This window comes from Gordonia rhizosphera NBRC 16068, assembly GCF_000298195.1.
Lineage (GTDB): Bacteria > Actinomycetota > Actinomycetes > Mycobacteriales > Mycobacteriaceae > Gordonia > Gordonia rhizosphera.
The window spans coordinates 1-24,090 of the sequence record NZ_BAHC01000164.1; the positions used below are offsets into that span (position 1 = coordinate 1).

General features: G+C 65.9%; 21 protein-coding genes and 1 tRNA gene. 5 read left to right on the top strand and 17 right to left on the bottom strand.

The window, feature by feature from the left end; genetic code table 11:
- Positions 1-2,753, bottom strand: a 2,753-nt coding sequence (locus tag GORHZ_RS20005) for an AfsR/SARP family transcriptional regulator (RefSeq protein WP_040532639.1), incomplete at its 3' end; no start/stop codon positions are given.
- 21 nt (positions 2,754-2,774) lie between these two features.
- On the opposite strand from GORHZ_RS20005, the gene GORHZ_RS20010 reads away from it, so the two are divergent.
- Entirely contained in the window at positions 2,775-3,623 is an 849-nt protein-coding gene (locus tag GORHZ_RS20010; RefSeq protein ID WP_245551476.1) for a class I SAM-dependent methyltransferase, read from the top strand.
- Positions 3,624-3,649: 26 nt separating this feature from the next.
- Here the strand turns inward: GORHZ_RS20010 and GORHZ_RS20015 are convergent, their stop codons facing one another.
- The 11 genes from GORHZ_RS20015 to GORHZ_RS20065 form a co-directional block, all read right to left on the bottom strand.
- Positions 3,650-4,423, bottom strand: a complete 774-nt coding sequence (locus GORHZ_RS20015) for an amino acid ABC transporter ATP-binding protein (RefSeq protein WP_006336199.1) — start codon at positions 4,421-4,423, stop codon at positions 3,650-3,652.
- Positions 4,410-5,372, bottom strand: coding sequence for an amino acid ABC transporter permease (locus GORHZ_RS20020; RefSeq protein WP_006336201.1), 963 nt, complete (start codon positions 5,370-5,372; stop codon positions 4,410-4,412). Before GORHZ_RS20020 ends, GORHZ_RS20015 begins: the two co-directional genes overlap by 14 nt.
- 8 nt (positions 5,373-5,380) lie before the next feature.
- Entirely contained in the window at positions 5,381-6,292 is a 912-nt protein-coding gene (locus tag GORHZ_RS20025) for an ABC transporter substrate-binding protein (RefSeq protein ID WP_006336203.1), read from the bottom strand.
- Positions 6,293-6,444: 152 nt separating this feature from the next.
- Positions 6,445-9,174, bottom strand: a complete 2,730-nt coding sequence (polA, locus tag GORHZ_RS20030; protein WP_040532640.1) for a DNA polymerase I — start codon at positions 9,172-9,174, stop codon at positions 6,445-6,447.
- 72 nt (positions 9,175-9,246) lie between these two features.
- Positions 9,247-9,816 (bottom strand): GNAT family N-acetyltransferase, encoded by a 570-nt coding sequence (locus GORHZ_RS20035; protein ID WP_006336205.1) that lies wholly within the window; start codon positions 9,814-9,816, stop codon positions 9,247-9,249.
- Between the two features lie 18 nt (positions 9,817-9,834).
- Positions 9,835-10,569 (bottom strand): ABC transporter ATP-binding protein, encoded by a 735-nt coding sequence (locus GORHZ_RS20040; RefSeq protein ID WP_006336206.1) that lies wholly within the window; start codon positions 10,567-10,569, stop codon positions 9,835-9,837.
- Complete coding sequence (locus GORHZ_RS20045) at positions 10,553-11,494, bottom strand: ABC transporter ATP-binding protein (protein ID WP_006336207.1); 942 nt, start codon at positions 11,492-11,494, stop codon at positions 10,553-10,555. The genes GORHZ_RS20040 and GORHZ_RS20045 overlap by 17 nt, the downstream gene beginning before the upstream one ends.
- Positions 11,491-12,714: a branched-chain amino acid ABC transporter permease gene (locus GORHZ_RS20050; RefSeq protein WP_006336208.1), complete on the bottom strand. Its 1,224-nt coding sequence runs from the start codon at positions 12,712-12,714 to the stop codon at positions 11,491-11,493. Before GORHZ_RS20050 ends, GORHZ_RS20045 begins: the two co-directional genes overlap by 4 nt.
- The gene (locus GORHZ_RS20055; protein WP_006336209.1) at positions 12,711-13,751 is read right to left on the bottom strand and encodes a branched-chain amino acid ABC transporter permease; all 1,041 of its coding nucleotides are present in this window, start codon (positions 13,749-13,751) and stop codon (positions 12,711-12,713) included. The genes GORHZ_RS20050 and GORHZ_RS20055 overlap by 4 nt, the downstream gene beginning before the upstream one ends.
- An 86-nt stretch (positions 13,752-13,837) precedes the next feature.
- On the bottom strand, positions 13,838-15,058 hold the full coding sequence (locus GORHZ_RS20060; protein ID WP_040532642.1) for a branched-chain amino acid ABC transporter substrate-binding protein: 1,221 nt from the start codon (positions 15,056-15,058) through the stop codon (positions 13,838-13,840).
- 171 nt (positions 15,059-15,229) lie between these two features.
- The gene (locus tag GORHZ_RS20065) at positions 15,230-15,856 is read right to left on the bottom strand and encodes an ANTAR domain-containing response regulator (RefSeq protein ID WP_040532662.1); all 627 of its coding nucleotides are present in this window, start codon (positions 15,854-15,856) and stop codon (positions 15,230-15,232) included.
- A gap of 155 nt (positions 15,857-16,011) precedes the next feature.
- Here GORHZ_RS20065 and GORHZ_RS20070 point away from each other — a divergent pair.
- Positions 16,012-16,088 (top strand) — tRNA-Leu (locus tag GORHZ_RS20070).
- Between the two features lie 171 nt (positions 16,089-16,259).
- On the opposite strand, the gene GORHZ_RS20075 is transcribed toward GORHZ_RS20070, so the two are convergent.
- A complete protein-coding gene (locus tag GORHZ_RS20075; RefSeq protein ID WP_051999007.1) occupies positions 16,260-17,519 on the bottom strand; it encodes a serine hydrolase domain-containing protein in 1,260 nt (419 codons plus the stop codon).
- Positions 17,520-17,676: 157 nt separating this feature from the next.
- Between GORHZ_RS20075 and GORHZ_RS20080 the strand changes: the two genes are divergently transcribed.
- Complete coding sequence (locus GORHZ_RS20080; protein WP_040532644.1) at positions 17,677-18,480, top strand: hydroxypyruvate isomerase family protein; 804 nt, start codon at positions 17,677-17,679, stop codon at positions 18,478-18,480.
- A 10-nt stretch (positions 18,481-18,490) separates the two neighbouring features.
- On the top strand, positions 18,491-19,399 hold the full coding sequence (locus GORHZ_RS20085) for an NAD(P)-dependent oxidoreductase (RefSeq protein WP_280986377.1): 909 nt from the start codon (positions 18,491-18,493) through the stop codon (positions 19,397-19,399).
- 105 nt (positions 19,400-19,504) lie between these two features.
- On the opposite strand, the gene GORHZ_RS20090 is transcribed toward GORHZ_RS20085, so the two are convergent.
- The 4 genes from GORHZ_RS20090 to GORHZ_RS20105 form a co-directional block, all read right to left on the bottom strand.
- Positions 19,505-20,251: a succinate dehydrogenase/fumarate reductase iron-sulfur subunit gene (locus GORHZ_RS20090; RefSeq protein ID WP_006336216.1), complete on the bottom strand. Its 747-nt coding sequence runs from the start codon at positions 20,249-20,251 to the stop codon at positions 19,505-19,507.
- Positions 20,252-20,261: 10 nt separating this feature from the next.
- The gene (locus GORHZ_RS20095; RefSeq protein ID WP_006336218.1) at positions 20,262-22,181 is read right to left on the bottom strand and encodes a fumarate reductase/succinate dehydrogenase flavoprotein subunit; all 1,920 of its coding nucleotides are present in this window, start codon (positions 22,179-22,181) and stop codon (positions 20,262-20,264) included.
- Between the two features lie 63 nt (positions 22,182-22,244).
- On the bottom strand, positions 22,245-23,069 hold the full coding sequence (gene sdhC, locus GORHZ_RS20100; protein WP_006336219.1) for a succinate dehydrogenase subunit SdhC: 825 nt from the start codon (positions 23,067-23,069) through the stop codon (positions 22,245-22,247).
- Positions 23,066-23,356, bottom strand: a complete 291-nt coding sequence (locus GORHZ_RS20105) for an Rv0250c family protein (protein ID WP_006336221.1) — start codon at positions 23,354-23,356, stop codon at positions 23,066-23,068. Before GORHZ_RS20105 ends, sdhC begins: the two co-directional genes overlap by 4 nt.
- A 235-nt stretch (positions 23,357-23,591) precedes the next feature.
- On the opposite strand from GORHZ_RS20105, the gene GORHZ_RS20110 reads away from it, so the two are divergent.
- Positions 23,592-24,014, top strand: coding sequence for a DUF1801 domain-containing protein (locus GORHZ_RS20110; RefSeq protein WP_006336223.1), 423 nt, complete (start codon positions 23,592-23,594; stop codon positions 24,012-24,014).
- Positions 24,015-24,090 lie beyond the last annotated feature (76 nt).

The following is a 24,090-nucleotide window of genomic DNA, read 5'->3' on the forward strand; positions in this document are numbered from 1 at the left end:
TCATCTAGCAGCAGCGCCGCCGGCTCGAACCGGTCGAGGCGCGCCAGGATGTCGACGACCGTCCGCAACGAGACCCACTGATGGGTCCAGTTGCCCGCGTCGCGCCAGTGACCCACGACGTCGACGAACAGCTCCGCCGCCATCTCCGGGCTGCCGTGCCGTGCCTCGATGGAGGCGCGTGACACCATCGCAACGCCGAGCAGATACCGGTCGCCGTTGCGCTTGGCCTCGGCGATCGACGAGTCGAGCAGCGTCGCCGCACGGACCGGATCGGAGTCGAGGATGCACTCGCCGGCCACGTAGCGACACCAGGCCGCGACGACGTCCTCACCCGACGAGTCGCAGGTCGCCGCGAGTTCGATCGCGACGGTGCAGTGGTCACCGGAGCACCCGCCATCTCCGGACGCCTGTCCCTGGTAGACCCGGATGAGTACCGTGGTCGCGGCGGCCATGTGGGCGACACCCGCCATCTGCGCGGCCACGGCGGTGTCCTGGACGGCGTGCGCGCGCAGCAGAGCGGTGTCGGCGTCACCCTGAAACAGCGCGACCTCCTCGAGCATCATCAGCAGATACGCCTCGACGGCGGGTGCCGGCTGCGATGCGAGCCCCGTACGGGCATATCGCTCCGCGGCGGACAGGTCACCGTCGAACCGTGCGCCACCCGCGGCGACCGCCCAGGCCGCCGCGCCGTCACCGTGCTCATCGGGCGAGGGCAACCTCGCGATCACCCGGCGAGCCCACCCGGTCACCTCTGTACTCATGCTGAGCTCGAGGTAGGGGATCACCCCTTCGAGAAGTCTGCTCGCCACCTGCGGATCCCGGTCCGTGACACATTCGATCGCGGCTCGGATGTCGTCGAGGCGGGTGGTCACCCGGGCCGCCGCGGCGACATGTCCCGGACCGAACAGATCGCGGCCGAGCGGCGCCAGCCAGTCCGCCACCCACGCCGCGTGCGCGGCACGCACCGCCTCGAGGTGCTCGCTGTCCTCGAGTTGTCGAATCCCGAACGCGCGCAGGGTCTCCAGCATGTGATAGCCGCCGGATTCGACCGCCAGCATCGACGTGTCGACCAGTTCGGCGACTGCGTCGGCGACATCGGGCCGCGCCAGGGCACCGGTCGACTCGGCCAGTTCCTCGGCGTCGTCGAGGTCGAAGCGTGACGGGAACACGGCGAGCGTGTCGAACAGCCTCCGGGAGGCCTCGCTGAGAAGCCCGTAGGACCAGTCGACGAGCGCATGCAGACTTCGGTGCCTCGGCGCCGTGGCGCGGGCGCCCCGCAGGATTCGGAACCGCCACTGGAGTCGTTGCACCAGCACCTCGGGCGGGATGGCCCGCGCCTTGGTCGCCGCGAGTTCCAGGCCCAGTGGCAGTCCGTCGAGCCGACGACAGATCTCGGCGACGGCAGACGCATTCTCGTCGGTCAGCGCGAAACGCCGGTCGCGGGCGTGGGCACGGGCACAGAACAGTTGGACCGACGGCGATTCCGCGATCGAGGACGCGGACGCCCCAGGTGACGGAGTGTCCAGCGGTTCGAGAACCGACACCTGTTCGCCGTCAATACCCAGTGCCACACGTGATGTCGCGAGGATCGTGACGCCGCGGCAGCGACCGCGCACCGTCCGCGCGAGTTCGGCGGCCGTGTCCGCGACGTGCTCGCAGTTGTCGAGAACCAGCAAACCCGTTCGGGGTACGAGAGATTCGGTCAGGGCGTCGAGGACATCCAGATCGCGCCGCACCGTCACCCCGGTCGCGGACACCACGCTGTGCACCACCGCGTCGGGGGTCGAGACCGCGGACAGTTCGGTGAACCAGACGTTGTCGCGATCGCGGACAAACCGCCGCACCAGGGCGGTCTTTCCCACGCCACCCGGTCCGACCACGGTCACCATCCCCGAATCACCAAGGCGTTGTTCGAGTTCGGCTAAATCATCGGTTCGTCCGATGATCGAGCCCGTCACCTCCTCAGCTCCTGCCGGTGTCGCTTGTGCCACCGACCGCGACGGCGCCCCGGAGAGGATTCTCGTGTGGAGATCCTGGACTCGCTGCGCCGGTTCGGTGCCGAGGTCGACCGAGAGTCGTTGCCGTAGTGTGCGGTAGACCTCGAGTGCATCCGCAGCCCGGTCGGCTCGCCACAGCGCCTGCATGAGTAATAGGTGCAGGCTCTCGCGGTATGGGTGTTCGTCGGCGATGGCCGCCAGGCGCGTGGCTGCCTCGGCGGCATGCCCGGTGCGCAGCTGCGCCTCGGCGGCGACTTCGGCCGTATGCACGCGCATCTGGCCGAGCGCCTCCACCTCCGATCGCACCCATGGCTGGTCTGAGAACTCGCCGTATGCCCTTCCCTGCCAGAGTGATTCGGCTGCATCGACGGTCTCGACCGCAGCCGCCGGGTCCGTCGCGACGAGCGCCTCGGCATTATGGCAGCGGTCCATGAAGAGCAGCGAGTCCACGTCCGACCGGTCGACCACGAGTGAATAGCCAGGCGCGGCGGTGACCACACGCAGCGCATCGGACACGCCGCGGTCGCGGAGTTGTCCGCGCAGACGGAAGATCAGGTTCTGCAGTGCGGCATCGGGGGCGGCGGGTGGATGATCGGGCCACAGGATGTCGGCGAGCCAGTCGACGTCGGCCACCGTATTAGCGCGAGATGCGAGGGCCGCGAGCAGACATCGGAGTCGCGGGCTGCCGAACTGGCCGAGATCACCACCTGTTCGCCCGGGTACGTCGACCGGGCCCAGAAGCAGAAGGCTGACCACGCGGCATTCTATCATCGCAGGGTGGCGATCAGTGAGGACGAGTGCGACCCCGGGGTAGCGCAGGTGCGGCCCCCGCGCCTGCTTCCCGACGCCGATTCCGCGACGAGCGAGCGGGCCAATCGTTGGTGGTGGGACCACGATGCGGACAACTATCACGCCGAGCACGGCGAGTTCCTCGGCACCTACGTGGCCGGCGGCGATTTCGTGTGGTGCCCTGAGGGCGTCCGGGAGGAGGAAGCGCATCTGCTCGGACCTGTCGACGGCCGCGACATACTCGAGATCGGCTGCGGCTCGGCACCCTGCGCGCGCTGGCTCACCGCCCACGGTGCGCGGGCGGTCGGCATCGACCTGTCGCGGCGCATGCTCGGCATCGGGCTCGCCGCGATGGCCGATGACGACACACCGACCCCGCTGGTGCAGGCCACCGCGGAGTCGTTGCCGTTCGCCGACGAATCCTTCGACGCGGCGTGCTCGGCGTTCGGTGCGGTCCCCTTCGTCGCGGACACGGCTCGGGTGATGGCCGAGGTGGCCCGTGTGCTGCGCCCCGGGGGCCGGTGGGTCTTCGCGGTCAACCACCCCATGCGCTGGATGTTCCCCGACGACCCGGGTCCCGACGGCCTCACCGTCGCGATCCCGTACTTCAACCGGACGCCCTACACCGAGATCGACGACGACGGTGAGGTCACCTACGTCGAGCATCACCGCACTATCGGCGACCGTGTCCGGGAAATCCGTTCGGCGGGAATGATCCTCGACGACATCGTCGAACCCGAATGGCCCGAGGGTTTCGACCAGATCTGGGGACAGTGGAGCCCGCTACGTGGCCAGTTCTTTCCGGGCACCGCCATTTTCTGCTGCCATAAGCCCTGACGGCCCCAGCGGAGTCGGTCGCGGGTTCAGAGCAGCTTCGACAAGAACGACTGGGTCCGTTCGTGCTGCGGGTTGGCCAGCACCTCGCGGGGATCGCCCTTCTCGACGACCACGCCACCGTCCATGAAGACCAACTGGTCGGCGACCTCGCGGGCGAACCCCATCTCGTGGGTGACGACCAGCATCGTCATGCCGCTCGCGGCGAGTTCCCGCATCACGTTCAGCACCTCGCCGACGAGTTCGGGGTCGAGGGCCGAGGTCGGTTCGTCGAACAGCATCAGCTTCGGTTCCATCGCCAGTGCCCTGGCGATCGCCACGCGCTGCTGCTGCCCACCCGACAACTGCGCCGGGTAGGTGTCGGCCTTGTCGGCCAACCCCACCCGGTCGAGCAGACTGCGGGCCCGTTGGGTGGCCTCGCGCTTGTTCTGCTTCTTGACCTGGATGGGCGCCTCGATGACATTCCCCAGGGCGGTCCGATGCGGGAACAGGTTGAAGTGCTGGAACACCATGCCGATGTCGCGGCGCTGCTTCGCGGCGTCCTTCGGGCTCATCTCGTAGAGCTTGTCGCCCTTTTCGCGATAGCCGATCAGGTCACCGTCGACGTAGAGCCGCCCGGCGTTGACCACCTCGAGGTGGTTGACGCACCGCAGGAACGTCGACTTCCCCGATCCGGACGGGCCGATGAGACAGGCCACCTCACCGCGGCCGACCTCGAGCGTGATGCCCTTCAGCACCTCGAGCGATCCAAAACTCTTGCAGACCTTGTCCGCGAGGACCATCGGGGTGTCAGCGTCGCTCATCGCTCTCCCCCTCGACGATCGTGGACTCTGTTTCCTTTGCCGCGGCCTGCGCCTTCAACTGACGGGCGGTCAACTGCCGACTCGCACCTTTCGAGTAGTACCGCTCGAGGTAGTACTGGCCGACCATGAGCACACTCGTCACGATGAGGTACCAGGTCGACGCCACGATCAGCAGCGGGATCGGTTGGAAGTTGACGCCCGAGATGTCGCGGGCACGACCGTAGAGCTCCAGACTGAACGGCACGGCGACCACCAGGCTGGTCGTCTTGAGCATACTGATGATCTCGTTGCCCGTGGGCGGGATGATGACCCGCATCGCCTGCGGCAGCACCGTGCGTCGCATCGTCTGCCACCACGACATGCCCAGCGCTACAGAGGCCTCGGTCTGTCCCTCACCCACCGACGACACACCCGCACGCACGATTTCGGCCATGTACGCGGCCTCATTGAGGGCCAGTCCGATCATCGCAAACAGAAATGCCGCGTTCCATGCCTGGATGTTGAAATGGGCGAACTGCACGACGAACGGGATGCCCAGGTCGATCTGCTTGTAGATCGACGGGAACAGTCCCCAGAACACCAGTTGCACGTACACCGGTGTGCCGCGGAAGATCCACAGGTAGACCCACGCGGTGTAGCGCAGCACCCGGTTGGATGAGAGCCGCATCACCGCCAGCACGATGCCGAGCACGATCGCGATGAGCATCGAGAGGACGGTGAGCGCCAGCGTGTACGAGACACCGGAGAGGATCCGGGTGTCGAACAGGTACTGCGCGTAGGTGTCCCACGCGTAGGCGGGGTTGGTGGCCGCACCGTAGACGAACAGGGCGACGAGGATCAGGACGATGGCTGCCGAGATCCACTGCCCCGGATGCCGGAGCGGAACCGCCTTGATGGGGGCGGGTTCGTCGGGGTCGAGGCCGATGGGTCCGGTTGAGGGTGCCGTCACGTCTCGCCTCAGCTGACCGCGCCATTGATCACCGAGGTCGGGATGGTGCCGGCCTCGACACCCCAGTTCTCGGCGATCTGCTGGTACTGACCATTGTCGATCAGGTACTGCACGGCCTTCTGCAGTGCCGGCCCCAACTCGGAGCCCTTGACGATCGGATAACCGTACGGTGCCGAATCAGCGATGGGGCCGGCCGGCTCGAGTGCCCCGTTGGACCGCTTGATCGCGTATGCCGTGACCGGAGAGTCCGCCGACATGGCGTCGACCTTGCCGAGGACGAGCGCGTTGGTCGCCTCGTCCTGGGACTCGAACTTGAGTTTCTCGATCGCCGGCTTGCCCGCATCTGTGCAGGCCTTGCTCTTGGCCGGGATCTCTTCGGTGTCCTCGTAGGTCGTCGACTGCACTGCAACCCGCTTGCCGCAGGCGTTGTTGGGGTCGATGCTGCCGCCCGCCTGCTGGGCCCATTGGACACCGGCGCTGAAGTACGTGACGAAGTCGACCTGCTTCTCGCGCTCCTTGTTGTCGGTGAACGACGACATGCCGACGTTGAAGGTGCCCTGCTGGATGGCGGGAATGATCTTGTCGAAGTCGGCTTCCCTGTACTCAGGGGTCAGCCCGAGCACACCGGTGACGGCGTCCATCAGATCGACGTCGAAGCCGACGATCTTGCCGCTCGCATCCCTGTATTCGTTCGGCTGGTAGGGCACGTTCACACCGATGACGAGCTTGCCGGATTGTGCGATGTCGGGGGGTAGAAGCGCGGCGATCTCGTCGACCTTCGAGACCTCGACCTTCGCCGTCGAGGACGTCGGACCCGACGATCCGGACTCGTCGTTGCTGCAGCCGGCCAAGGCGAGTGCCAGGACCGCGATGAGCGCCAACAGCGGCCCACCCAGCCGAGACGATCGCAGATAACGCATCACAGACCCCATCCGTCGACTTCGGAACATGCATGCACATGATCGCGGGCACGCCTGCCACTGCTCGTCGGCGCGCTGTCTCGAACTTACTGGCTGGCAAGCCGATCCACCGGGTAGTTACGAGAGATTAACCGGGTCGGGTCCGGGATGTGTCAGTGTGCGGCGTCGTCCCAGGAACGCCCGAACCCGACCGAGACCTCCAGCGGCACGGACAGGGTGATGGCGTTGCCCATCTCCTCCCGCACCACGGCTTCGGTGGCCTCACGCTCACCGGTGGCCACCTCGAGGACCAGCTCGTCGTGGACCTGCAGCAACATCCGCGACCGCAACTGTTCTGCGACAAGACGTTTCTGCACGTTGATCATCGCGACCTTGATGATGTCGGCGGCGGTGCCCTGGATCGGGGCGTTGAGCGCCATCCGCTCGGCGGACTGCCGCCGCTGCCAGTTGTCGCTGTTGAGGTCGGGCAGGTAGCGCCGGCGGCCGAACAGCGTCGCCGTGTACTCGTTGCGCCGGGCCTCGTCGACGACGTGATGCAGGTAGTCGCGGACGCCCCCGAACCGCGCGAAGTAGGCCTCCATCTGTTCCTTGGCCTCGTCGCGGCTGATCTTGAGCTGGGCGGCGAGACCGAAGGCGCTCAGCCCGTATGCCAGGCCGTAGGACATGGCCTTGACGCGGTGCCGCATCTCCGGGGTGACCTCGTCGATCGGAACACCGAAGGCCCGCGACCCGACGAAGTTGTGCAGGTCCTCGCCGGTGTTGAACGCCTCGATGAGCCCGGCGTCCTCGGACAGGTGCGCCATGATGCGCATCTCGATCTGGCTGTAGTCCACCGTCATCAGACAGTCATAGCCAACTCCGACGACGAATCCGTGCCGGATCTGTCGTCCCGCCGGGGTGCGCACCGGGATGTTCTGCAGGTTCGGTTCGGTCGACGAGAGCCGGCCGGTCGCGGCGATGGTCTGGTTGAAGGTGGTGTGGACGCGACCGTCGTCGGCGACCGACTTGAGCAGCCCGTCCACGGTCACCTTCAGCCGGGTCGCGTCGCGGTGCTCGAGCAGGTACGCGAGGAACGGGTGTTCGGTCTTCTCGTACAGGCTCTGCAGCGCGTCGGCGTCGGTGGTGTAGCCGGTCTTGGTCTTTTTGGTCTTCGGCATGTCGAGCTTGTCGAAGAGCACCGTCTGCAACTGCTTCGGTGAGCCGAGGTTGATCTGTTCGCCGATCACCTCGTAGGCGGAGTCGGCGGCCGTCCGGATGCGCTGGGCGAAATCGGCTTCGAGTTCGGCGAAGTGGCCGACGTCGACGGCGATGCCGGCTGCCTCCAATTCGGCGAGGACGAACGTGAGCGGCAACTCCATCTCGGTCAGCAGCGGTTTGGAGTCGATGCGGTCGAGTTCGGTGTCGAGGACGTCGGCGAGTTCGGCGACCGCGCGGGCCTCGAGCATCTGCTGCTCGGCGGCGCGCGCGTCGGTGGCGTCGTCGTCGAGCAACGACATCTGACCGCCCTCGGGCGCGGAGTCGTCGCGGAGCTCACGCCGCAGGTAGCGCAGCGCGAGGTCGTCGAGGTTGAAGGTCCGCTGGCCGGGACGGACAAGGTAGGCGGCCAGCGACGTGTCGCTGGTGACACCGCCCAACGTCCACCCGCGTGCCCGCAGCCCGTGGATGGCCCACTTCGCCTCGTGCAGCGCCTTCGGCCGGTCGGTGTCGGCGAGCCAGTCGCCGAGCGCCTGCTCGTCGTCGGCGTCGATCCCGGGGACGTCGACGAAGGCGGCGGTGTCGTCGGCGGCCGCGATCGCGATGCCGGTGGCGTCGCCGCCGACGACGCGGTGCGGCGAGGTGACCGCCACCCCGCTGCGGCCGGTAGCGGTGTGCTCGGCGAGCCAGGCCCGCACCTGCCCCGGGGCCAGCACGGTGCCGTTCAGGTCGAAACCGGATTCCGCCTCGGGCTCAACGGAACTCAACGTCGAGAACAACCTGTCGCGCAGGACGCGGAACTCGAGGTCGTCGAAAAGCTGGTGGATGCGGTCCCGGTCCCAGCCGACCATCGCCAGATCGTCGGGTGTCGCCGGTAGCTGCATGTCGCGGACCAGCTCGGTGAGCCGGCGGTTGGTCTGCACCGACGCCAGGTGGGCCCGCAACGCGTCGCCGACCTTGCCCTTCACCTCGTCCACGTGGTCGACCAGCGAGGCCAGCGAGCCGTATTCGCGGATCCACTTCGACGCCGTCTTCTCCCCCACCCCGGGGATGCCGGGCAGGTTGTCGCTCGGGTCGCCGCGTAGCGCCGCGTAATCCGGGTACTGCGCCGGGGTCAGGCCGTATTTCTTCTCGACCTCCTCGGGCGTGAACCGGGTCAGGTCGGAGACCCCTTTGCGCGGATAGAGCACGGTCACCGAATCGTTGACGAGCTGCAGCGAATCCCGGTCGCCGGTGACGACCAGCACCTGGTAGCCCTCCGCATCGGCCTGGGTGGCCAGGGTCGCGATGATGTCGTCGGCCTCGTATCCCTCGATCGCCAGCACGGGGATGCCGAGCGCGTCGAGCACCTCCTTGGTGAGATCGACCTGGCCGTTGAACTCGTCGGGCGACTTCGACCGCTGCGCCTTGTACTCCGGAAACATCTCGGAACGAAACGTCTTGCGCGAGACGTCGAAGGCGGCGGCGATGTGGGTGGGTTCCTCGTCGCGGAGCAGGTTGATCAGCATCGAGGTGAAGCCGTAGACCGCGTTGGTGGTCTGCCCGGTGGCCGTCTTGAAGTTCTCCGCGGGCAACGCGAAGAACGCCCGATAGGCGAGCGAATGTCCGTCGAGCAGCATCAGACGCGGGCGGCCGGCCGGGCCGGAGGACCTCGTGGCGGGGGCGGTCGAACTCTTCGCGGGACTCACCCCAGCGAGTCTAGTTATCCGGCCCGACAGCGCCGGAGGGTGTGCGGTGGAGACCCGAGGCCGAGGCCCCGGTCAGCCCCGTCGGTACATCGTCCAGACGGTCGGCCCGTCCAGCGGCAGGGTGACGGCCTCACGCACCTCGAATCCGAACCGCTCGTAGAGCGGCACGTTCGCCTCGTTGGAACTCTCCAGGTAGGCGGGGCCGTCGACGCGCTCGATCCCCGTGGTCAACAGTGCCGTGCCGACACCACGGCCTTGCACGGCCGCACCAACCTGACCGAGATACCAGTGCGGTTCGCGGGGCCGACGCTTGGCGAACTCCTGCTCGAGGAGCACACCTCGCCGGATACGGCCGCGGCAGGCCCGGAGGAAACCCTGCACCGACCCGATCTGCTGCAACGCCGACATCCGGGCGCCGGGCGGGTCCCAGACCGCCGCGCCCATCGGTTCGGCGTCGTGTTCGGCGAGGTCGATGACCGCGTCCGCGCCGTGCACCCACCGGATGAGGACGTCGAAGATCTGCTTGTCCCGACCGCGATCGGGCTGCATCCAGCGCAGCACCGGGTCGTCGGCGAATGCCCGCGCGAGCAGCGAGCTCACCAGGTCGAGGTCGCGACTCGATGTCACCGTGGTGGTGGGCATGGCGCCGAGGATACCGAGTCAGGCGACGCCGAGGTACGCCTCTCGGACGGCGTCGTCGACCAGCAGATCCTTGCCGGAGCCCTCCTTGGTGATCGTGCCGGTCTCCAGGATGTAGCCGCGGTCGGAGCGGCTGAGCGCCTGCTGCGCGTTCTGCTCGACGAGCAGGATTGTGGTCCCGTCGGCGTTGATCTGCGCGATGATCCGGAAGATCTGCTGGATCACCATGGGCGCCAGGCCCATCGACGGCTCGTCGAGGAGCAGGAGTTTCGGGCGCGCCATGAGGCCCCGACCGATCGCGAGCATCTGCTGTTCGCCGCCGGACATGGTGCCGCCGTATTGTTTGCGACGTTCGGCGAGCCGTGGGAATAGGTCGAAGACGCGATCGAGCGCCTCGTCGTAAGAGCTCTTGGACTCGAATTTCCTTCCGTAGCAGCCCATGTCGAGGTTCTCCAGCACCGTCATGCCGGGGAAGATCCGACGCCCCTCGGGCACCTGGATGATGCCGCGCTTGACCCGCTCGTGCGGCGCCAACCCGGAGATGACCTCACCGTTGAACCGGATCTCCCCTTCGGTGAGGCGGTTGAGACCGGAGATGCCGCGCATCGTCGTCGACTTGCCTGCACCGTTCGCGCCGAGCAAGGTGACCAGCTCACCGGCGCCGACCTGCAGGGAGATGCCGTGCAGGGCACGGATTCTCCCGTAGTGGATCACCACGTCGCGCAGTTCGAGGACAGGCTCAGGCGGTGTCGTCATCGGGAACTCCCAGGTAGGCGGCGATCACCGCGGGGTTGTCGCGGATCTCGCTCGGTGTGCCCTCGGCAATCTTACGACCGAATTCCAGCACGACGATACGGTCGGTCACCCCCATCACCAGGCGCATGTCGTGTTCGATCAGCAGGACGGTGTAGCCGTCTTCGCGGATCTTCTGGATCAGGCCCATCAGGGCGGTCTTCTCGCTGGGATTGAACCCGGCGGCCGGTTCGTCGAGGCACAAGAGCTTCGGTTCGGTGGCCAGGGCACGCGCGATCTCCAGACGGCGCTGATCACCGTAGGGCAGATTTGAGGCCTTCTCCGCGGCGCGCGGAGCGATCCCGACGAACTCCAACAGCGCCATACCGCGGTCGACGGCGTCGTGCTCCTCGCGGTAGTGACGCGGCGTGCGGAAGATGCCACCGAAGACCGAGGTCTTGTGTCGCGCGTCGGTGCCGACACAGACGTTCTCCAGGGCGGTCATCTCGCCCCACAGGCGCACGTTCTGGAAGGTTCGGGCAATGCCGAGCCGGGTGATCTTGTGCTGCTTGATCCTACCCAGCGGGGCACCGTCGAACCGGACGGTGCCGGCGCTGGGCCGGTACACGCCGGTGATCGCGTTGAAGCAGGTCGTCTTTCCGGCACCGTTGGGACCGATGAGGCCGAGGATCTCGCCGCGCTTGATGTCGAAGGTGACGTCGTCGAGTGCGGCGAGACCGCCGAACTCGACGCTCAGCCCGGACACCTCGAGGAGTTTCTCGCCTTCACCGGTGGCAATGTCACGGTGCGGGGCAACGACTTCGGCGACCGCTTCCGGGTCGGCGAGGTCGGCGGCGACGGCGGCGGGATCGACGATCCGGGTCGCCTCCGGGTCGGCTTCGGCCTCGGCGAGTTCGGCGTCGGGTGTGAGGTCCTCGGGTTCACTCATGTGTTCGCCTCCTCCCGCTGTGTGGTCGGCGGGGGCGCCACCCGGTGCACCGCGGCATAGACCTGCCGTCCGAAGGTGACCAGTCGAGCCCGCGCCGGGAAGAGTCCCTGCGGCCGGAAGATCATCAGCACCACCAGTGACAGACCGAAGAACAGGTATTTGAACTCGCTCAACGACTGCCCGCCGATCTCGACGCCCTGGACGCGGGCGGGGATGTAGACGATGACGAAGGCGCCGACGATCACCCCGAGCTTGTTGCCCTGACCGCCGAGGACCACCGCGCACAGGAACAGCATCGAGTTGATGACGGTGAAGGCCTTCGGGTCGACGTACTGGACCTGACCCGCGTAGACCGCACCGGACAGTCCGCCGATGCCGGCGCCGATCACGAACGCCCACAGTTTGTATTTGAAGGTCGGTACGCCCATGATCTCCGCGGCGTCCTCGTCCTCACGGATGGCAACCCAGGAGCGTCCGACGCGGCTGCGTTCGAGGTTGCCGATCACCACCAGCACGATGATGACCAGCGCGATGCCCAGCCAGTACCACCAGACGCCGTAGCTGAACGTGCCCGAGTTGTTGGCGTTGGAGAACACACCCGTGGGATGTTGGTCGGATCGGCCGAACTCGGGGTAGAGCACACCCTGCAGGCCGGCCGCGCCGTTGGTGACCTCGGTGAGGTTGTCCGCGAGCAAGCGCACGATCTCACCGAAACCCAGCGTCACGATGGCGAGGTAGTCGCCGCGGACGCGCAGCGTCGGCGTACCGAGGATGACGCCGGTGATACCGGTGATCACGATCGCGAGCGGCACACACGCCAGCCACGCCCACGGCCCGGAGAAGATGCCGTGGTCGGGACTGTTCCACAGCGGGCTGGCCGGACTGGTCATCAGGGCGACCACGTAGGCGCCGACCGCGTAGAAGCCGACGTAGCCGAGGTCGAGGAGTCCGGTCTGTCCGACGACCACGTTGAGGCCGATGGCGATGAGCGCGGTCATGGCGAAGGTCGCCATCACCACGCCGAAGTCGGTGGCGGTGGTGGTGAGCAGCGGGGGTTTGATGACCGGCAGGAGGGCGATCAGGATGATCGCCGGAATCCCGATCAGCCACTGGACGACACGCGGCAGGGCATTCCACCAGGTCCGCAGCCGGTCGCCGAGACCACGGGATTCGATCTCGGCGAGTTCGGCGCGGACGGATGGAGGACGGTTTGTGGTCATACCCTCGCCTTCCCCAGTTTCTCACCCAGGATGCCGGTCGGACGGAACATCAACACCAGGATCAGCAAGACGAATGCGACGACGTCCTTCCACTGGTTGCCGAGCACCACCGAGCCGTAGTTTTCCATCACACCGAGCAGCAGCCCACCCAGCAGCGCGCCACGCACGTTGCCGATGCCGCCGAGCACCGCCGCGGAGAACGCCTTGATACCCAGGACGAATCCGCCGTAGTAGACGATGTTGGTCGGGACACGCAGGGTGTACAGCAATGCCGCGGCACCGGCGAGGAGGCCGCCGATGAGGAACGTCAGCATGATCACGCGCTCACGCGACACACCCATCAGCAGGGCCGCATCGGGATCCTGGGCCACCGAGCGGATGCCGCGCCCGAGGCGGGTTTTGTTGATCATGTAGTCGGTGCCCATCGCGAGCACCAACGCCGAGAGAATGATGATCAGCGTCAGGTTGTAGACCGGCGCCCCGAAGATGGAGAACTCCACTTCCGGCTGCACGAGCCGAATCGTGGGCTGCGCACTCGACCCACCCAGCGGCGGGTCGACCGGCAGTTTCGGCAAGACGTAGTGCACGAACTCCTGCAGGACGAACGACATGCCGATGGCGGTGATCAGGAAGGCCAGCGGTTTGGCGTTGCGTTTGCGCAGTGGCCGGTAGGCGACGAACTCCAGTCCGACGGCGGCGCTGCCGGAGACGGCCATGCCGCACAGCCCGGCCAGCAGCAGGTAGATGATCGTCATCACCGTACCCTCGGAATACGTGTTGCCCGACGGGGTGAACCCGAGGAGCAGCAGTCCGATGTACTGGCCGAACATGCCGAGCATGAACACCTCGGAATGCGCGAAGTTGATCAGCCGCAGCACGCCGTAGACCAGGGTGTAGCCCACCGCCACGAGCGCATAGATCGAACCATAGGTGAGACCCTCGATGGTGAGGCCCCAGAAGCCCGATCGCAGCGAACCGAGGTCGAAGTTGATGGTCGCCGCCACCGCCGTCGTCTCGGCCAACGAGTGCACGATCATGCATACCTTTCCGCCGCCAAGTCAAAGACCCCACAGAGCGCACGGTGCGCCCGGGCGGACGCCCGGACGCACCGTGCCGTGGTGGTCTATTCGACCTCGTACACCCAGATGAGCGATGACGTGAGCTCGCCGGTCGGCGTCCACTGGTAGTGGCGCGCCAGGCCGTCGCCCGAGTAGCTGCTCACATACTGGAGCAGTTCCGGCCGCGTCGTGTTGCCCTCGGCGATGCCCTTCATGAGGATGGTGGCCAGGTCGTAGGCCTCCACCGAGTAGACACCGGGGGCCTGGTTGAAGGCCGCGGTGTAGTCCTTGTCGAACTGGCTGGGCGCGGGGCCGCACGGGCATGACAGGTACGCACCCTTGGCCGCGTCACCCGCCTGTGCGGTGAACTGCGGATCGTTGGAACCGTCACCGGAGATGAACGTCACGTCGGGGTCGGCGGACTTCAGCTGCTGCGCCAGCGGTGCCGCCTCGGCGTAGTAGCCGGAGTAGAAGACGGCGTCGGGGTTGGCGCCGGTGACCTTCGAGATGACCGCCGAGAAATCACGCTCACCCTTCTTGACGTCTCCGGCACACCCGGCGTCGGCGGCCGAACCCAGGGTCGCGGTCATCGCGTTGGCCAGGCCGATACCGTAGTCGGTGTCGTCCTTGATGACGCACACTTTGTTCTTGCCCATCGTCCCGGTGATGTACTTCGCCAGGGCCGGGCCCTGCACGTCGTCGTTGGCGAGGCCACGGAAGAAGGTCTTCCACCCGTTGTCGGTGAGGGTCGGGTTGGTCGCCGATGCGGTCGTCGACACCAGTCCGGCCTGGTTGAAGATGCCGCCGGTCGCTTTGGTCTCACCGGAGAAGGCGGGTCCGATCAGGCCGATGATCGAGCTGTCGTTGACGATCTGCGGGGCGACCTGGGTGGCCTTCTGCGGATCGCCCTCGGTGTCGAAGGTCTTCAGCGTGATCTGGCAGTCCGGATTCGCATTGTTGTGCTCGTCGACGGCGAGCTGTGCACCGTTCTTGATATTGATGCCGAGTGCGGCGTCCGCGCCCGTCAGCGCACCCGCCATCGCGATGGTCGCCGGATCGCACTTCGCAGTGCCGTCACCGGCGGGGCTGGCCGCGTCGGACTCGGAGGAAGCCTCGACCTTGTTGCCCTGCGTGTCGATCTGGGCCAGGGCGGTGATCTGCAGCCCTGTGCCGGCGGCTTCGCTCGCCCCGGAGCCGGAATCCGTCGATTTGCTGCTACACGCGGAGACCGCCAACACCCCGGCCATCGCCACGGCAAAAGCAGCGGTCGTCGTACGACGATGCATACTCACATACCTCTCGTTTCAGCCATCCCGACGCGAGCGCCGGAAGGTCCACCGAGCAGACCTTGGGAAAACATAGACCCAAACAGGGGCCCGTGCGACGGTTGCCGACAAACACGCACGAAGCCCGTCCGCAGCGTTTCACAGAATTAACGAGCTGTCCGTTTTCGTGGATCAGGGGGTGGGTCCCAAGGTTTCGACCACCACTTGCGCAACGGCTTTCATCGTCGTGCGCCGATCCATCGCGGCACGCTGGATCCACTTGAACGCCTCGGGTTCGGTGAGTGACTGCTTCTCCATCAGCAGGCCCTTGGCGCGCTCGACGAGCTTGCGGGTCTCGAGGCGGTCGGACAGCGTCGCGACCTCCTTCTCGAGCGCGCTGAGTTCGTTGTAGCGACTCACCGCGACCTCGATCGCCGGCACCAGGTCGGCCTTGGTGAACGGCTTCACGAGATAGGCCATCGCGCCCGCGTCGCGGGCCTTCTCGATGAACTCACGTTGACTGAACGCGGTCAGCATGACGACCGGCGCCAGCTTCTTCTGCGCGATCTCCATAGCGGCGTCGATGCCGTCGCGGACAGGCATCTTCACGTCCATGATCACCAGATCCGGTGTCAGCTGCTCGGTCAGATCGACCGCGACCTGCCCGTTGGGCGCCTCGCCCACGACCTCGTAGCCCTCTTCGCGGAGCATCTCGATGAGGTCCATCCGGATCAACGAGTCGTCCTCGGCCACCAGCACGCGATGGGTCGTCGTCGACCCGCCGGCCTGAGCCGTCACGCTGTCCACCACCGTCATCATCCCCTCCTCCGAGCGAACCGCCCCGTCCGCGGCCCCGCCACGACCAGCACGATCCGTCACACTGTGATGCGAGCAGAGTACCGGCTGGCCCGCCGCTCGGCCGATCATCTAGAGTGGACTGTCGCAGCCGCCACAGCCGATGGCGACCTGCACAGGCCCTCGTAGCCCAATTGGCAGAGGCAACGGATTCAAAACCCGTCCAGTGTGAGTTCGAGTCTCACCGAGGGCACCACGAAACCCCTGTTCAGCAGGGATTTCACTCTTCCAGCGCCACATGCCCTGCAGCCCTCACCTGCTGAAAGTGGCTCCGTGGGGCAGCTCCGAGGGGATATCCCCTCGGAGCTGCCCCACGGAGCCACTTTCAGCAACAGGCCAGGCCATCGCGGCGAGCCTACGAGTACTCCTACCCGGCGTACATCTTCTCGATGATGCCCCGGGCGATGGTCGTGGCCGGGTCCTGCCCATTGACGCCGGGCGCGAGGTTCGCCCAGACGACGAGCGTGACCTTGTTCTCGGGGTCCGAACCCATGAACGAGTTGTAGCCGGGTAGCTCACCGGTGTGCCCGTACATCGGGCCCATCTTCGCGAGCCCCCAGCCGTAGCCGGCCGCCGAAGGGTTCGATGGGTCGCTCGATTGGATACTGGCCATTCGCTGCTGCTGCATCTGCTGATCGAGCATCTTCCCGTCGGCGAGGGCTTCGGCCCACGTGGCGAGGTCATTTGCGGTCGAGATGCCGCCGCCCGCCGCCCACGTCCACGACGGGTTGTTGTTGGTGACGTCGGCCGGCGCGAGCGACCCGTTCTTCGCGGCGGCCTGCATGTCCTCGGGAAGCGCCGGATCATTGATGGTGAGCATGTTGGTGCCGTAGAAGTAGCCGTGCGAGTACGGATCGGGCAGCGAGGTGTCGGGCAGCTCGGGGAACACCGTGCTGGTGAGTCCGGCCGGCTTGAAAATCCGGTCCTGGTAGACCTCGGCGAGGGGCTTGTCGTCGAGTTTCTCGGCGATCAGTCCGAGTAGCACGTAGTTGGTGTTGGAGTAGTGATAACCCTCGCCGGGCGGAAAGTACGGCTGGTTCTCGAAAGCGATCGCCAGCAGTTCGTCCGGGGTCCACACCCGCTGCGGATCATTGTCGAGCGCCTCGTTGACCTGCGGTGTCTCGCTGTAGTTATAGAGGCCGCTGCGCATGTTCAGCAGCTGCTCGATCGTGATGTTGTCGCCGTTGGGCACACCGGCGCGGTACTTGGAGACGGGGTCGGTGACCGCCAGCTTGCCCTCCTGCGCGAGTTGGAGGGTGACGGTCGCCGTCCACGTCTTGGTGTTGGAGCCGATCCGGACGTGGTCGTCGAGGGACACCGGCGTGCCACCGTCCCGCTCCGTGGTGCCGTAGGTCGCGGTGACCGTGCCCGAAGGGGTGCGCAGCAGCGCCACCGCGCCCGGCAGCAGGAACTCCTGGGCGCCTTCGTCCAGGGCTGCCTGCAGCGCGGCCTGGTCGAGGGGTTTGACGGTCCCTGCCGCGGCGGCGGACGATGGCGACGACGAAGCGGAGATGTCCGCCGACGAGGATTCGTCACCCGAGTCCGAGCAGGCAGAGACGATCAGCCCGAACGCCGCGACGGCGCCGAGCAATCGGAAGGAATTGGCACGCAGCGCTCGAGGTCTCATGCCCAAGAACGGTACGGCGCAAACCGTAGCAATATGAGCGCATTGACAGGTGAATGTGCTGGGTTCTGCCCGCGATCACACGGGCTGCGAGACCCCAACGGGTAACGCTGGCTACGCTCACCATCACAGAAGTGACGACCGGGAAGGCTTGCTGGCGGTGGATGCCCGACGACTGACGGTCAACTGCTCGATCCTGCTCACCGAGATATCGATCCTGCACCGACCACAGGCTGCCTACGACGCCGGCTTCGGCGCAGTCGAGTTCTGGTGGCCGTTCGACGTCGCCGTCCCCGCCGATCGCGAGGTCGACGCACTCGTCACCGCGATCGAGAACGCCGGGGTTCGACTCACCCACCTGAACTTCGCAGGCGGCGACCTCGCGGCCGGAGACCGCGGTCTGTTGTCACATCCGCACACCAGTAACGAATTCCTGGACAGTGTGGCGGTGGCTGTTGACATCGGAAGACGTCTGGGCACAGTCGGTTTCAACGCCCTCTACGGCAACCGAATCAGCGGCCTCACCGCGTCGGCGCAAGATGACCTGGCTATAGAGAACCTCGCGCGCGCCGGACGTGCCGCAGCCGCGATCGGCGCCGATGTCCTCGTCGAGCCGATCAGTGGTGTGCCCGCATATCCTCTGACGCTCGCTGCCGACGCCGTGGCCGTCTGCGATCGGGTACGGCGGGAGTGTGGGGTCGACAATGTGATGCTTCTGGCCGATCTCTATCACCTCGCCACCAACGGCGACGATCTCGACACCGTGCTCGACGATTTCGCCGATCGCATCGGCCACGTGCAGGTGGCCGACGCGCCGGGACGCGGGGAACCCGGGACCGGAACCCTGGACATCGCCCGATATCTCAGGACTCTCGCCGACCACGAGTACGCGGGCTGGATCAGCCTGGAGTACCGGGCAACTCGTCGCGATACATTCGACTGGCTCGCGGACTTCCCCGCGTGACCACACAGTTCTGAAGGGACACCACGTGGCCACAATCGCATTCATCGGACTCGGGGTCATGGGTAGCCCGATGTCGATCAACATGGTCCGCGCCGGACACACCGTCGTCGGCTACAACCGGACACCCGCCCGATCCGCCGAACTCGTGAAAGTCGGCGGCAGCGCTGCCGCTTCGATTGCACAGGCGGTCCCGGACGCGGACATCGTCGCACTGATGGTCCCCGATTCCACGGACGTCGAGAAGGTGCTCACCGCCGACGACGGTGTGTTCGCGCACGCGACACCGCACACGGTGATCGTCGACTTCTCCAGCATCCGGCCGGACGTCGCGGTACGGATGGCCGACGCGGCACTCGCGCACGGGCATTCGTTTCTCGATGCACCGGTCTCGGGCGGCGAGGAGGGTGCGATCGCCGGCACGCTCTCGATCATGGTGGGTGGTGACGATGCGGCGTTCGCCACTGCCACACCGGTACTCGAAGCGGTCGGCGGGACTGTCGCCCATGTCGGGCCGAGCGGGAGCGGGCAGCTCGTGAAGGCCGCCAATCAGCTCATGGTGGCGGCCAACATCGAGGCCCTCGCGGAGGCCTTGGTGTTCCTCGAGGCCCACGACGTGGACACCGCGGCCGCGGTGCGGGTCCTCGCCGGCGGCCTTGCCGGATCGTCGGTTCTCGATCACAAGGCCCACCGGATGCTCCGTCGTGACTTCGCGCCGGGCGCCCGAATTGACCTGCACCACAAGGATCTCGGTATCGTCACCGCCGCTGCGCGCGATGCGGGGGTAATCACACCCATCGGTTCGCTCATGGCGACGCTGATGGCCTCGGCGCGCGCAAATGGCGACGGTGGCCTCGACCACGGCGCCCTGTTCCGCGGCGTGGAGCGGCTGTCGGGCCGACTCCGTGAGGCATCCGACTAACCAAACCCATCCGACGATGGCGAGTCCGTCGCCGCTGCACCGTTTCGTTCCCGCGGATTCGATCGATGCAGCGGGAACAGATTCGTGCAGCGATGACCTCGCGGCCTATCGACGAAACAGTTTGTTACCCAACCACACCAACGGGTCGTAGCGACGATCCACGACGCGTTCTTTCATCGGAATCAGCGCGTTGTCGGTGATCTTGATGTGCTCGGGACACACCTCGGTACAACACTTGGTGATGTTGCACAGTCCCAAACCGTGTTCGGCCTGCGCCGAATCACGTCGCTCGGCCACGTCCAGCGGATGCATGTCGAGCTCGGCAACCCGCATCAGGAAACGAGGTCCGGCAAAGTTCTGTTTGTTCTCCTCGTGATCACGGACCACGTGACAGGTGTTCTGGCAGAGGAAGCACTCGATGCATTTGCGAAACTCCTGCGACCGCTGCACGTCGACCTGTTGCATCCGGTACTCACCGGGCTTCAGACCTTCGGGTGGCGTGAACGACTGGATTTCACGGGCTTTCGCATAGTTGAACGAGACGTCGGTGACCAGATCGCGGATCACCGGAAAGGTCCGCATCGGGGTCACCGTGATGACCTCGTCCTCGGTGAACGTCGACATCCGGGTCATGCACATCAGTCGTGGGCGGCCATTCACCTCCGCCGAACAGGATCCGCACTTACCGGCCTTGCAGTTCCAGCGCACGGCCAAGTCGGGGGCTTGGGTGGCCTGGAGTCGATGGATGATGTCGAGCACCACCTCGCCGTCGTTGACGAGCACTGTGTAGTCCTCGAGGTCGCCGGAATCGGTGTCACCTCGCCAGACCCGGAACTTCGCGTCGTAGCCCATGTCAGTTCTCCTAGTTGGCTCCGGCGTCGGGGTGACCGGCGATCTCACCGGCGGTGTAGTACTTCTCGATCTCGGGGAAATCGAACAGTTCCAGCAGGTCCGGACGCATCGGGATCTGGTCCTCCTTGACCACGGTGACCTCCGGCACCGGCGACTCGTCGCCCGCGTCGGCGGTGCACACCAGCAGTGTCTTGCGCCAGTTCGGGTCCATCGCCGGGTGGTCGTCGCGGGTGTGGCCACCCCGACTCTCGGTGCGCAGGAGCGCCGCCTTGGCGACACATTCGCAGACCAGCAGCATGTTTCGCAGATCGACGGCGAGGTGCCAGCCGGGATTGAACTGCCGGTGTCCCTCTACCTGCATCCCGCCCAGCCGGCTTCGCATGGCTTCGAGGGCCGTGATCGCCTCTTGCACCTCCGCCTCTTTCCGGATGATGCCCACCAGGTCGTTCATGAACTGCTGCAGTTCGGTGTGCAGTGTGTAGGGATTCTCCGGCTTGCCGTCGGCGGGAGGATCGAACGGCGCGAGCGCGTACGCCGCCGCCCGGTCGATGTCGGCCGCAGAGACCTGGGGCCGGGTCTGCAGGGATTCGACATACGACGCCGCGCCGAGCCCGGCCCGCCGCCCGAAGACCAGAAGGTCGGACAACGAGTTGCCGCCCAACCGATTCGAGCCGTGCATCCCGCCGGAACATTCGCCGGCCGCGAACAGGCCCGGCACACGCGACGCCCCGGTGTCCGGATCGACCTCGATCCCACCCATCACGTAGTGGCAGGTCGGACCCACTTCCATGGGTTCGGCCGTGATGTCGACGTCGGCGAGCTCTTTGAACTGGTGATGCATCGACGGCAGGCGACGAATGATCTCGTCGGCAGGCATGCGGGAGGCGATATCGAGGTAGACACCGCCGTGTTCGGTACCGCGGCCGGCCTTGACCTCTTCGTTGATCGCGCGGGCCACCTCGTCGCGTGGCAGGAGGTCCGGCGTACGGCGCGCGCTGTCGTTGTCCGCGAGCCACTTGTCGGCCTCTTCTTCCGACTCCGCGTACTGCCCCTTGAACACCGGCGGAATGTAGTCGAACATGAATCGCTTGCCGTCGGAGTTCTTCAGGACGCCCCCGTCGCCTCGAACACCCTCGGTGACCAGGATCCCCTTGACGCTGGGCGGCCACACCATCCCGGTCGGGTGGAACTGGATGAACTCCATGTTGATCAGGCTCGCCCCGGCACGCAACGCGAGTGCGTGTCCGTCGCCGGTGTACTCCCACGAGTTCGACGTCACCTTGAACGACTTGCCGATACCACCGGTCGCGAGGACCACCGCCGGGGCCTCGAACAGGACGAAACGGCCGGATTCGCGCCAGTAGCCGAACGCTCCCGAGATCGCGCCACCGTCTTTGAGGAGTTCGGTGATGGTGCATTCGGCGAACACCTTGATGCGTGACTCGTAGTCACCGGTGGCCGCGTGATCCTCCTGCTGCAGCGAGACGATCTTCTGCTGCATGGTCCGGATCAGTTCCAGACCGGTCCGGTCACCGACATGAGCCAGCCGAGGGTAGGTGTGACCACCGAAGTTGCGCTGGGCGATGCGCCCGTCGGCGGTCCGATCGAACAGCGCACCATAGGTTTCCAGTTCCCACACCCGATCCGGCGCTTCTCGGGCGTGCAGTTCGGCCATGCGCCAGTTGTTCAGGAACTTGCCGCCACGCATGGTGTCCTTGAAATGCGTCTGCCAGTTGTCCTTTTCGTTGGCGTTGCCCATCGACGCGGCACAACCACCCTCGGCCATCACGGTGTGGGCCTTACCGAACAGCGACTTGCACACCACCGCGACCGAATAGCCCTTTTCGCGGGCCTCGATTACCGCCCGCAGACCGGCACCGCCGGCACCGATCACAACAACGTCGTATTTGTGGCGTTCCGGTTCGGTCATCTAGGTCAAGCCCCCCAAACGTGAAATCGATTGCGCAACAGGCATTGCGAGCATGGCGACGGATCAACCCACAAATCGCAGGTCAGAGATTGTGTTGCTGGCCACCAGCATGATGTAGAAATCGGTGAGCATCAGCGTGCCGAGCGTGATCCAGGCGAACTGCATGTGTCGGGTGTTGAGCTTCGAGACCTGAGTCCAAATCCAGTACCGGACAGGGTGCGCCGAGAAGTGCTTCAGGCGACCACCGGTGACATGCCGACACGAATGACACGACACCGTGTAGGTCCACAGCAGGACGACGTTCACCACCAGGATCACGTTGCCCAGTCCGAAGCCGAAACCACCGCCCTTGCCGTGGAACGCGATGACGGCGTCGTAGGTGTTGATCAATGAGACGATGACCGCCACATAGAAGAAGTAGCGGTGCGCGTTCTGAATGATCAGCGGAAGCCGCGTCTCCCCCGTGTACCGCGCATGGGGTTCGGCTACCGCACAGGCAGGCGGTGAGAACCAGAACGAACGGTAATAGGCCCTGCGGTAGTAGTAGCAGGTCACACGGAAGCCCAGCAGAAACGGCAGGACCACGAAGCCGAGCGGGATCCACATCGGGAGTTCCGGGAACGGCGTCCCGAAATGGCTCGATCCCGGCACACACGATTCACTCAGGCACGGCGAATAGAACGGCGTCAGATAGTGATAATCCGCAACCCAGTAGGCACTGCGGACAAACGAACGCACCGTCGCGTAGACGATGAAGACCGACAGCCCGAGCACCGTCAGCAGTGGCGACAGCCACCATCTGTCCACACGAAGGGTTCGCGCCGCAATGCGCGCCCGTCCCGGAGAAAAGACCCCGGTAGCCTCCCGCTCAGTCGCGGGGGCGCTCACTTCGTGCGCTCACGCGAGTGGAAGCCCAACCCTTCGTCTTGCGCACCGAGCCACGCCGCCTCGTCTGACTTGCTGTCGGGGACGTAGATCACGTCTTCCTTACCCTTCGCCCGCAGCACCGGCGGCGGCTTGTGCTCGAAGTCGTGCAGGTCGATCTCGAGCCGATCGAGGTCGTTGGTCATCCGGCGGACGGCATCGACATCCCCGTACTTGGTTTTCAGTGTGACGATGTGATGCCGCAGCACCCCGATGCTGCGATGGAGTTCGTTCATCTCGGCCGTTATCATGGCGTTCCCTCCAAGCCTATGTGATAGACACCACAGTACCGCCAGGACTCACTCAGTCAACGACTTTGTCCGAACGTGTCGGGCCGCTCGTGGGGCCTTCCCCCCGCGCGGAGCTGACGGCCGCTTCGACTCCTTGTCCGAACGTGTCGGGCCGCTCGTGGGGCCTTCCCCGCGCGCGGAGCTGACGGCCGCTTCGACTCCGAGTGGCCGGCCGGCACACCACTACGCTGAGCATATGGCGATCAAGACCCAGCCGACCGACGCGTCGGTGCAGGATTTCCTGGACGGCGCGTCCCCGGCCCGTCGGGTCGGCGAGGGACACCGCGTCGACGAGATCATGCGCACCGAGACCGGCGCACAACCGGTGATGTGGGGCCCGTCGATCGTCGGCTACGGCTCCTACCACTACGTGTCGCCGTCGAAAACATCTCGGACCGAAGGCGATTGGCCCAAGGTTGGGTTCTCGCCACGTAAGACCGCGATGACCTTCTACGGGCTGAAGGATCTGCCGGAGGGAGCTGCACTGCTACCCGAACTCGGCACGTACACCGAGGGAGCGGGGTGCGTATACGTCAAACGGCTGGAGCAGATCGACATCGACGTTCTGCGTCAACTCATCCGTATCGCGTTCAGCCGCGGCGATGATCCCCGCCCCTGAACAACCCGCGATCAGCGTCGAACGTGTCCGACAGCGCCGTGAAAAGCGGATCGACGCGACCGGCTTCGGTCAAGCG

Coding starts and splice junctions, on each gene's coding strand:
- GORHZ_RS20015 (WP_006336199.1), bottom strand. CDS start 4,423: ATGAGCGACGCTGACACCCCGATGGTCCTCGCGGACAAGGTCTGCAAG.
- GORHZ_RS20025 (WP_006336203.1), bottom strand. CDS start 6,292: ATGCGTTATCTGCGATCGTCTCGGCTGGGTGGGCCGCTGTTGGCGCTC.
- GORHZ_RS20035 (WP_006336205.1), bottom strand. CDS start 9,816: ATGCCCACCACCACGGTGACATCGAGTCGCGACCTCGACCTGGTGAGC.
- GORHZ_RS20040 (WP_006336206.1), bottom strand. CDS start 10,569: ATGACGACACCGCCTGAGCCTGTCCTCGAACTGCGCGACGTGGTGATC.
- GORHZ_RS20045 (WP_006336207.1), bottom strand. CDS start 11,494: ATGAGTGAACCCGAGGACCTCACACCCGACGCCGAACTCGCCGAGGCC.
- GORHZ_RS20050 (WP_006336208.1), bottom strand. CDS start 12,714: ATGACCACAAACCGTCCTCCATCCGTCCGCGCCGAACTCGCCGAGATC.
- GORHZ_RS20055 (WP_006336209.1), bottom strand. CDS start 13,751: ATGATCGTGCACTCGTTGGCCGAGACGACGGCGGTGGCGGCGACCATC.
- GORHZ_RS20060 (WP_040532642.1), bottom strand. CDS start 15,058: ATGCATCGTCGTACGACGACCGCTGCTTTTGCCGTGGCGATGGCCGGG.
- GORHZ_RS20065 (WP_040532662.1), bottom strand. CDS start 15,856: ATGATGACGGTGGTGGACAGCGTGACGGCTCAGGCCGGCGGGTCGACG.
- GORHZ_RS20075 (WP_051999007.1), bottom strand. CDS start 17,519: ATGAGACCTCGAGCGCTGCGTGCCAATTCCTTCCGATTGCTCGGCGCC.
- GORHZ_RS20090 (WP_006336216.1), bottom strand. CDS start 20,251: ATGGGCTACGACGCGAAGTTCCGGGTCTGGCGAGGTGACACCGATTCC.
- GORHZ_RS20095 (WP_006336218.1), bottom strand. CDS start 22,181: ATGACCGAACCGGAACGCCACAAATACGACGTTGTTGTGATCGGTGCC.
- GORHZ_RS20105 (WP_006336221.1), bottom strand. CDS start 23,356: ATGATAACGGCCGAGATGAACGAACTCCATCGCAGCATCGGGGTGCTG.
- GORHZ_RS20110 (WP_006336223.1), top strand. CDS start 23,592: ATGGCGATCAAGACCCAGCCGACCGACGCGTCGGTGCAGGATTTCCTG.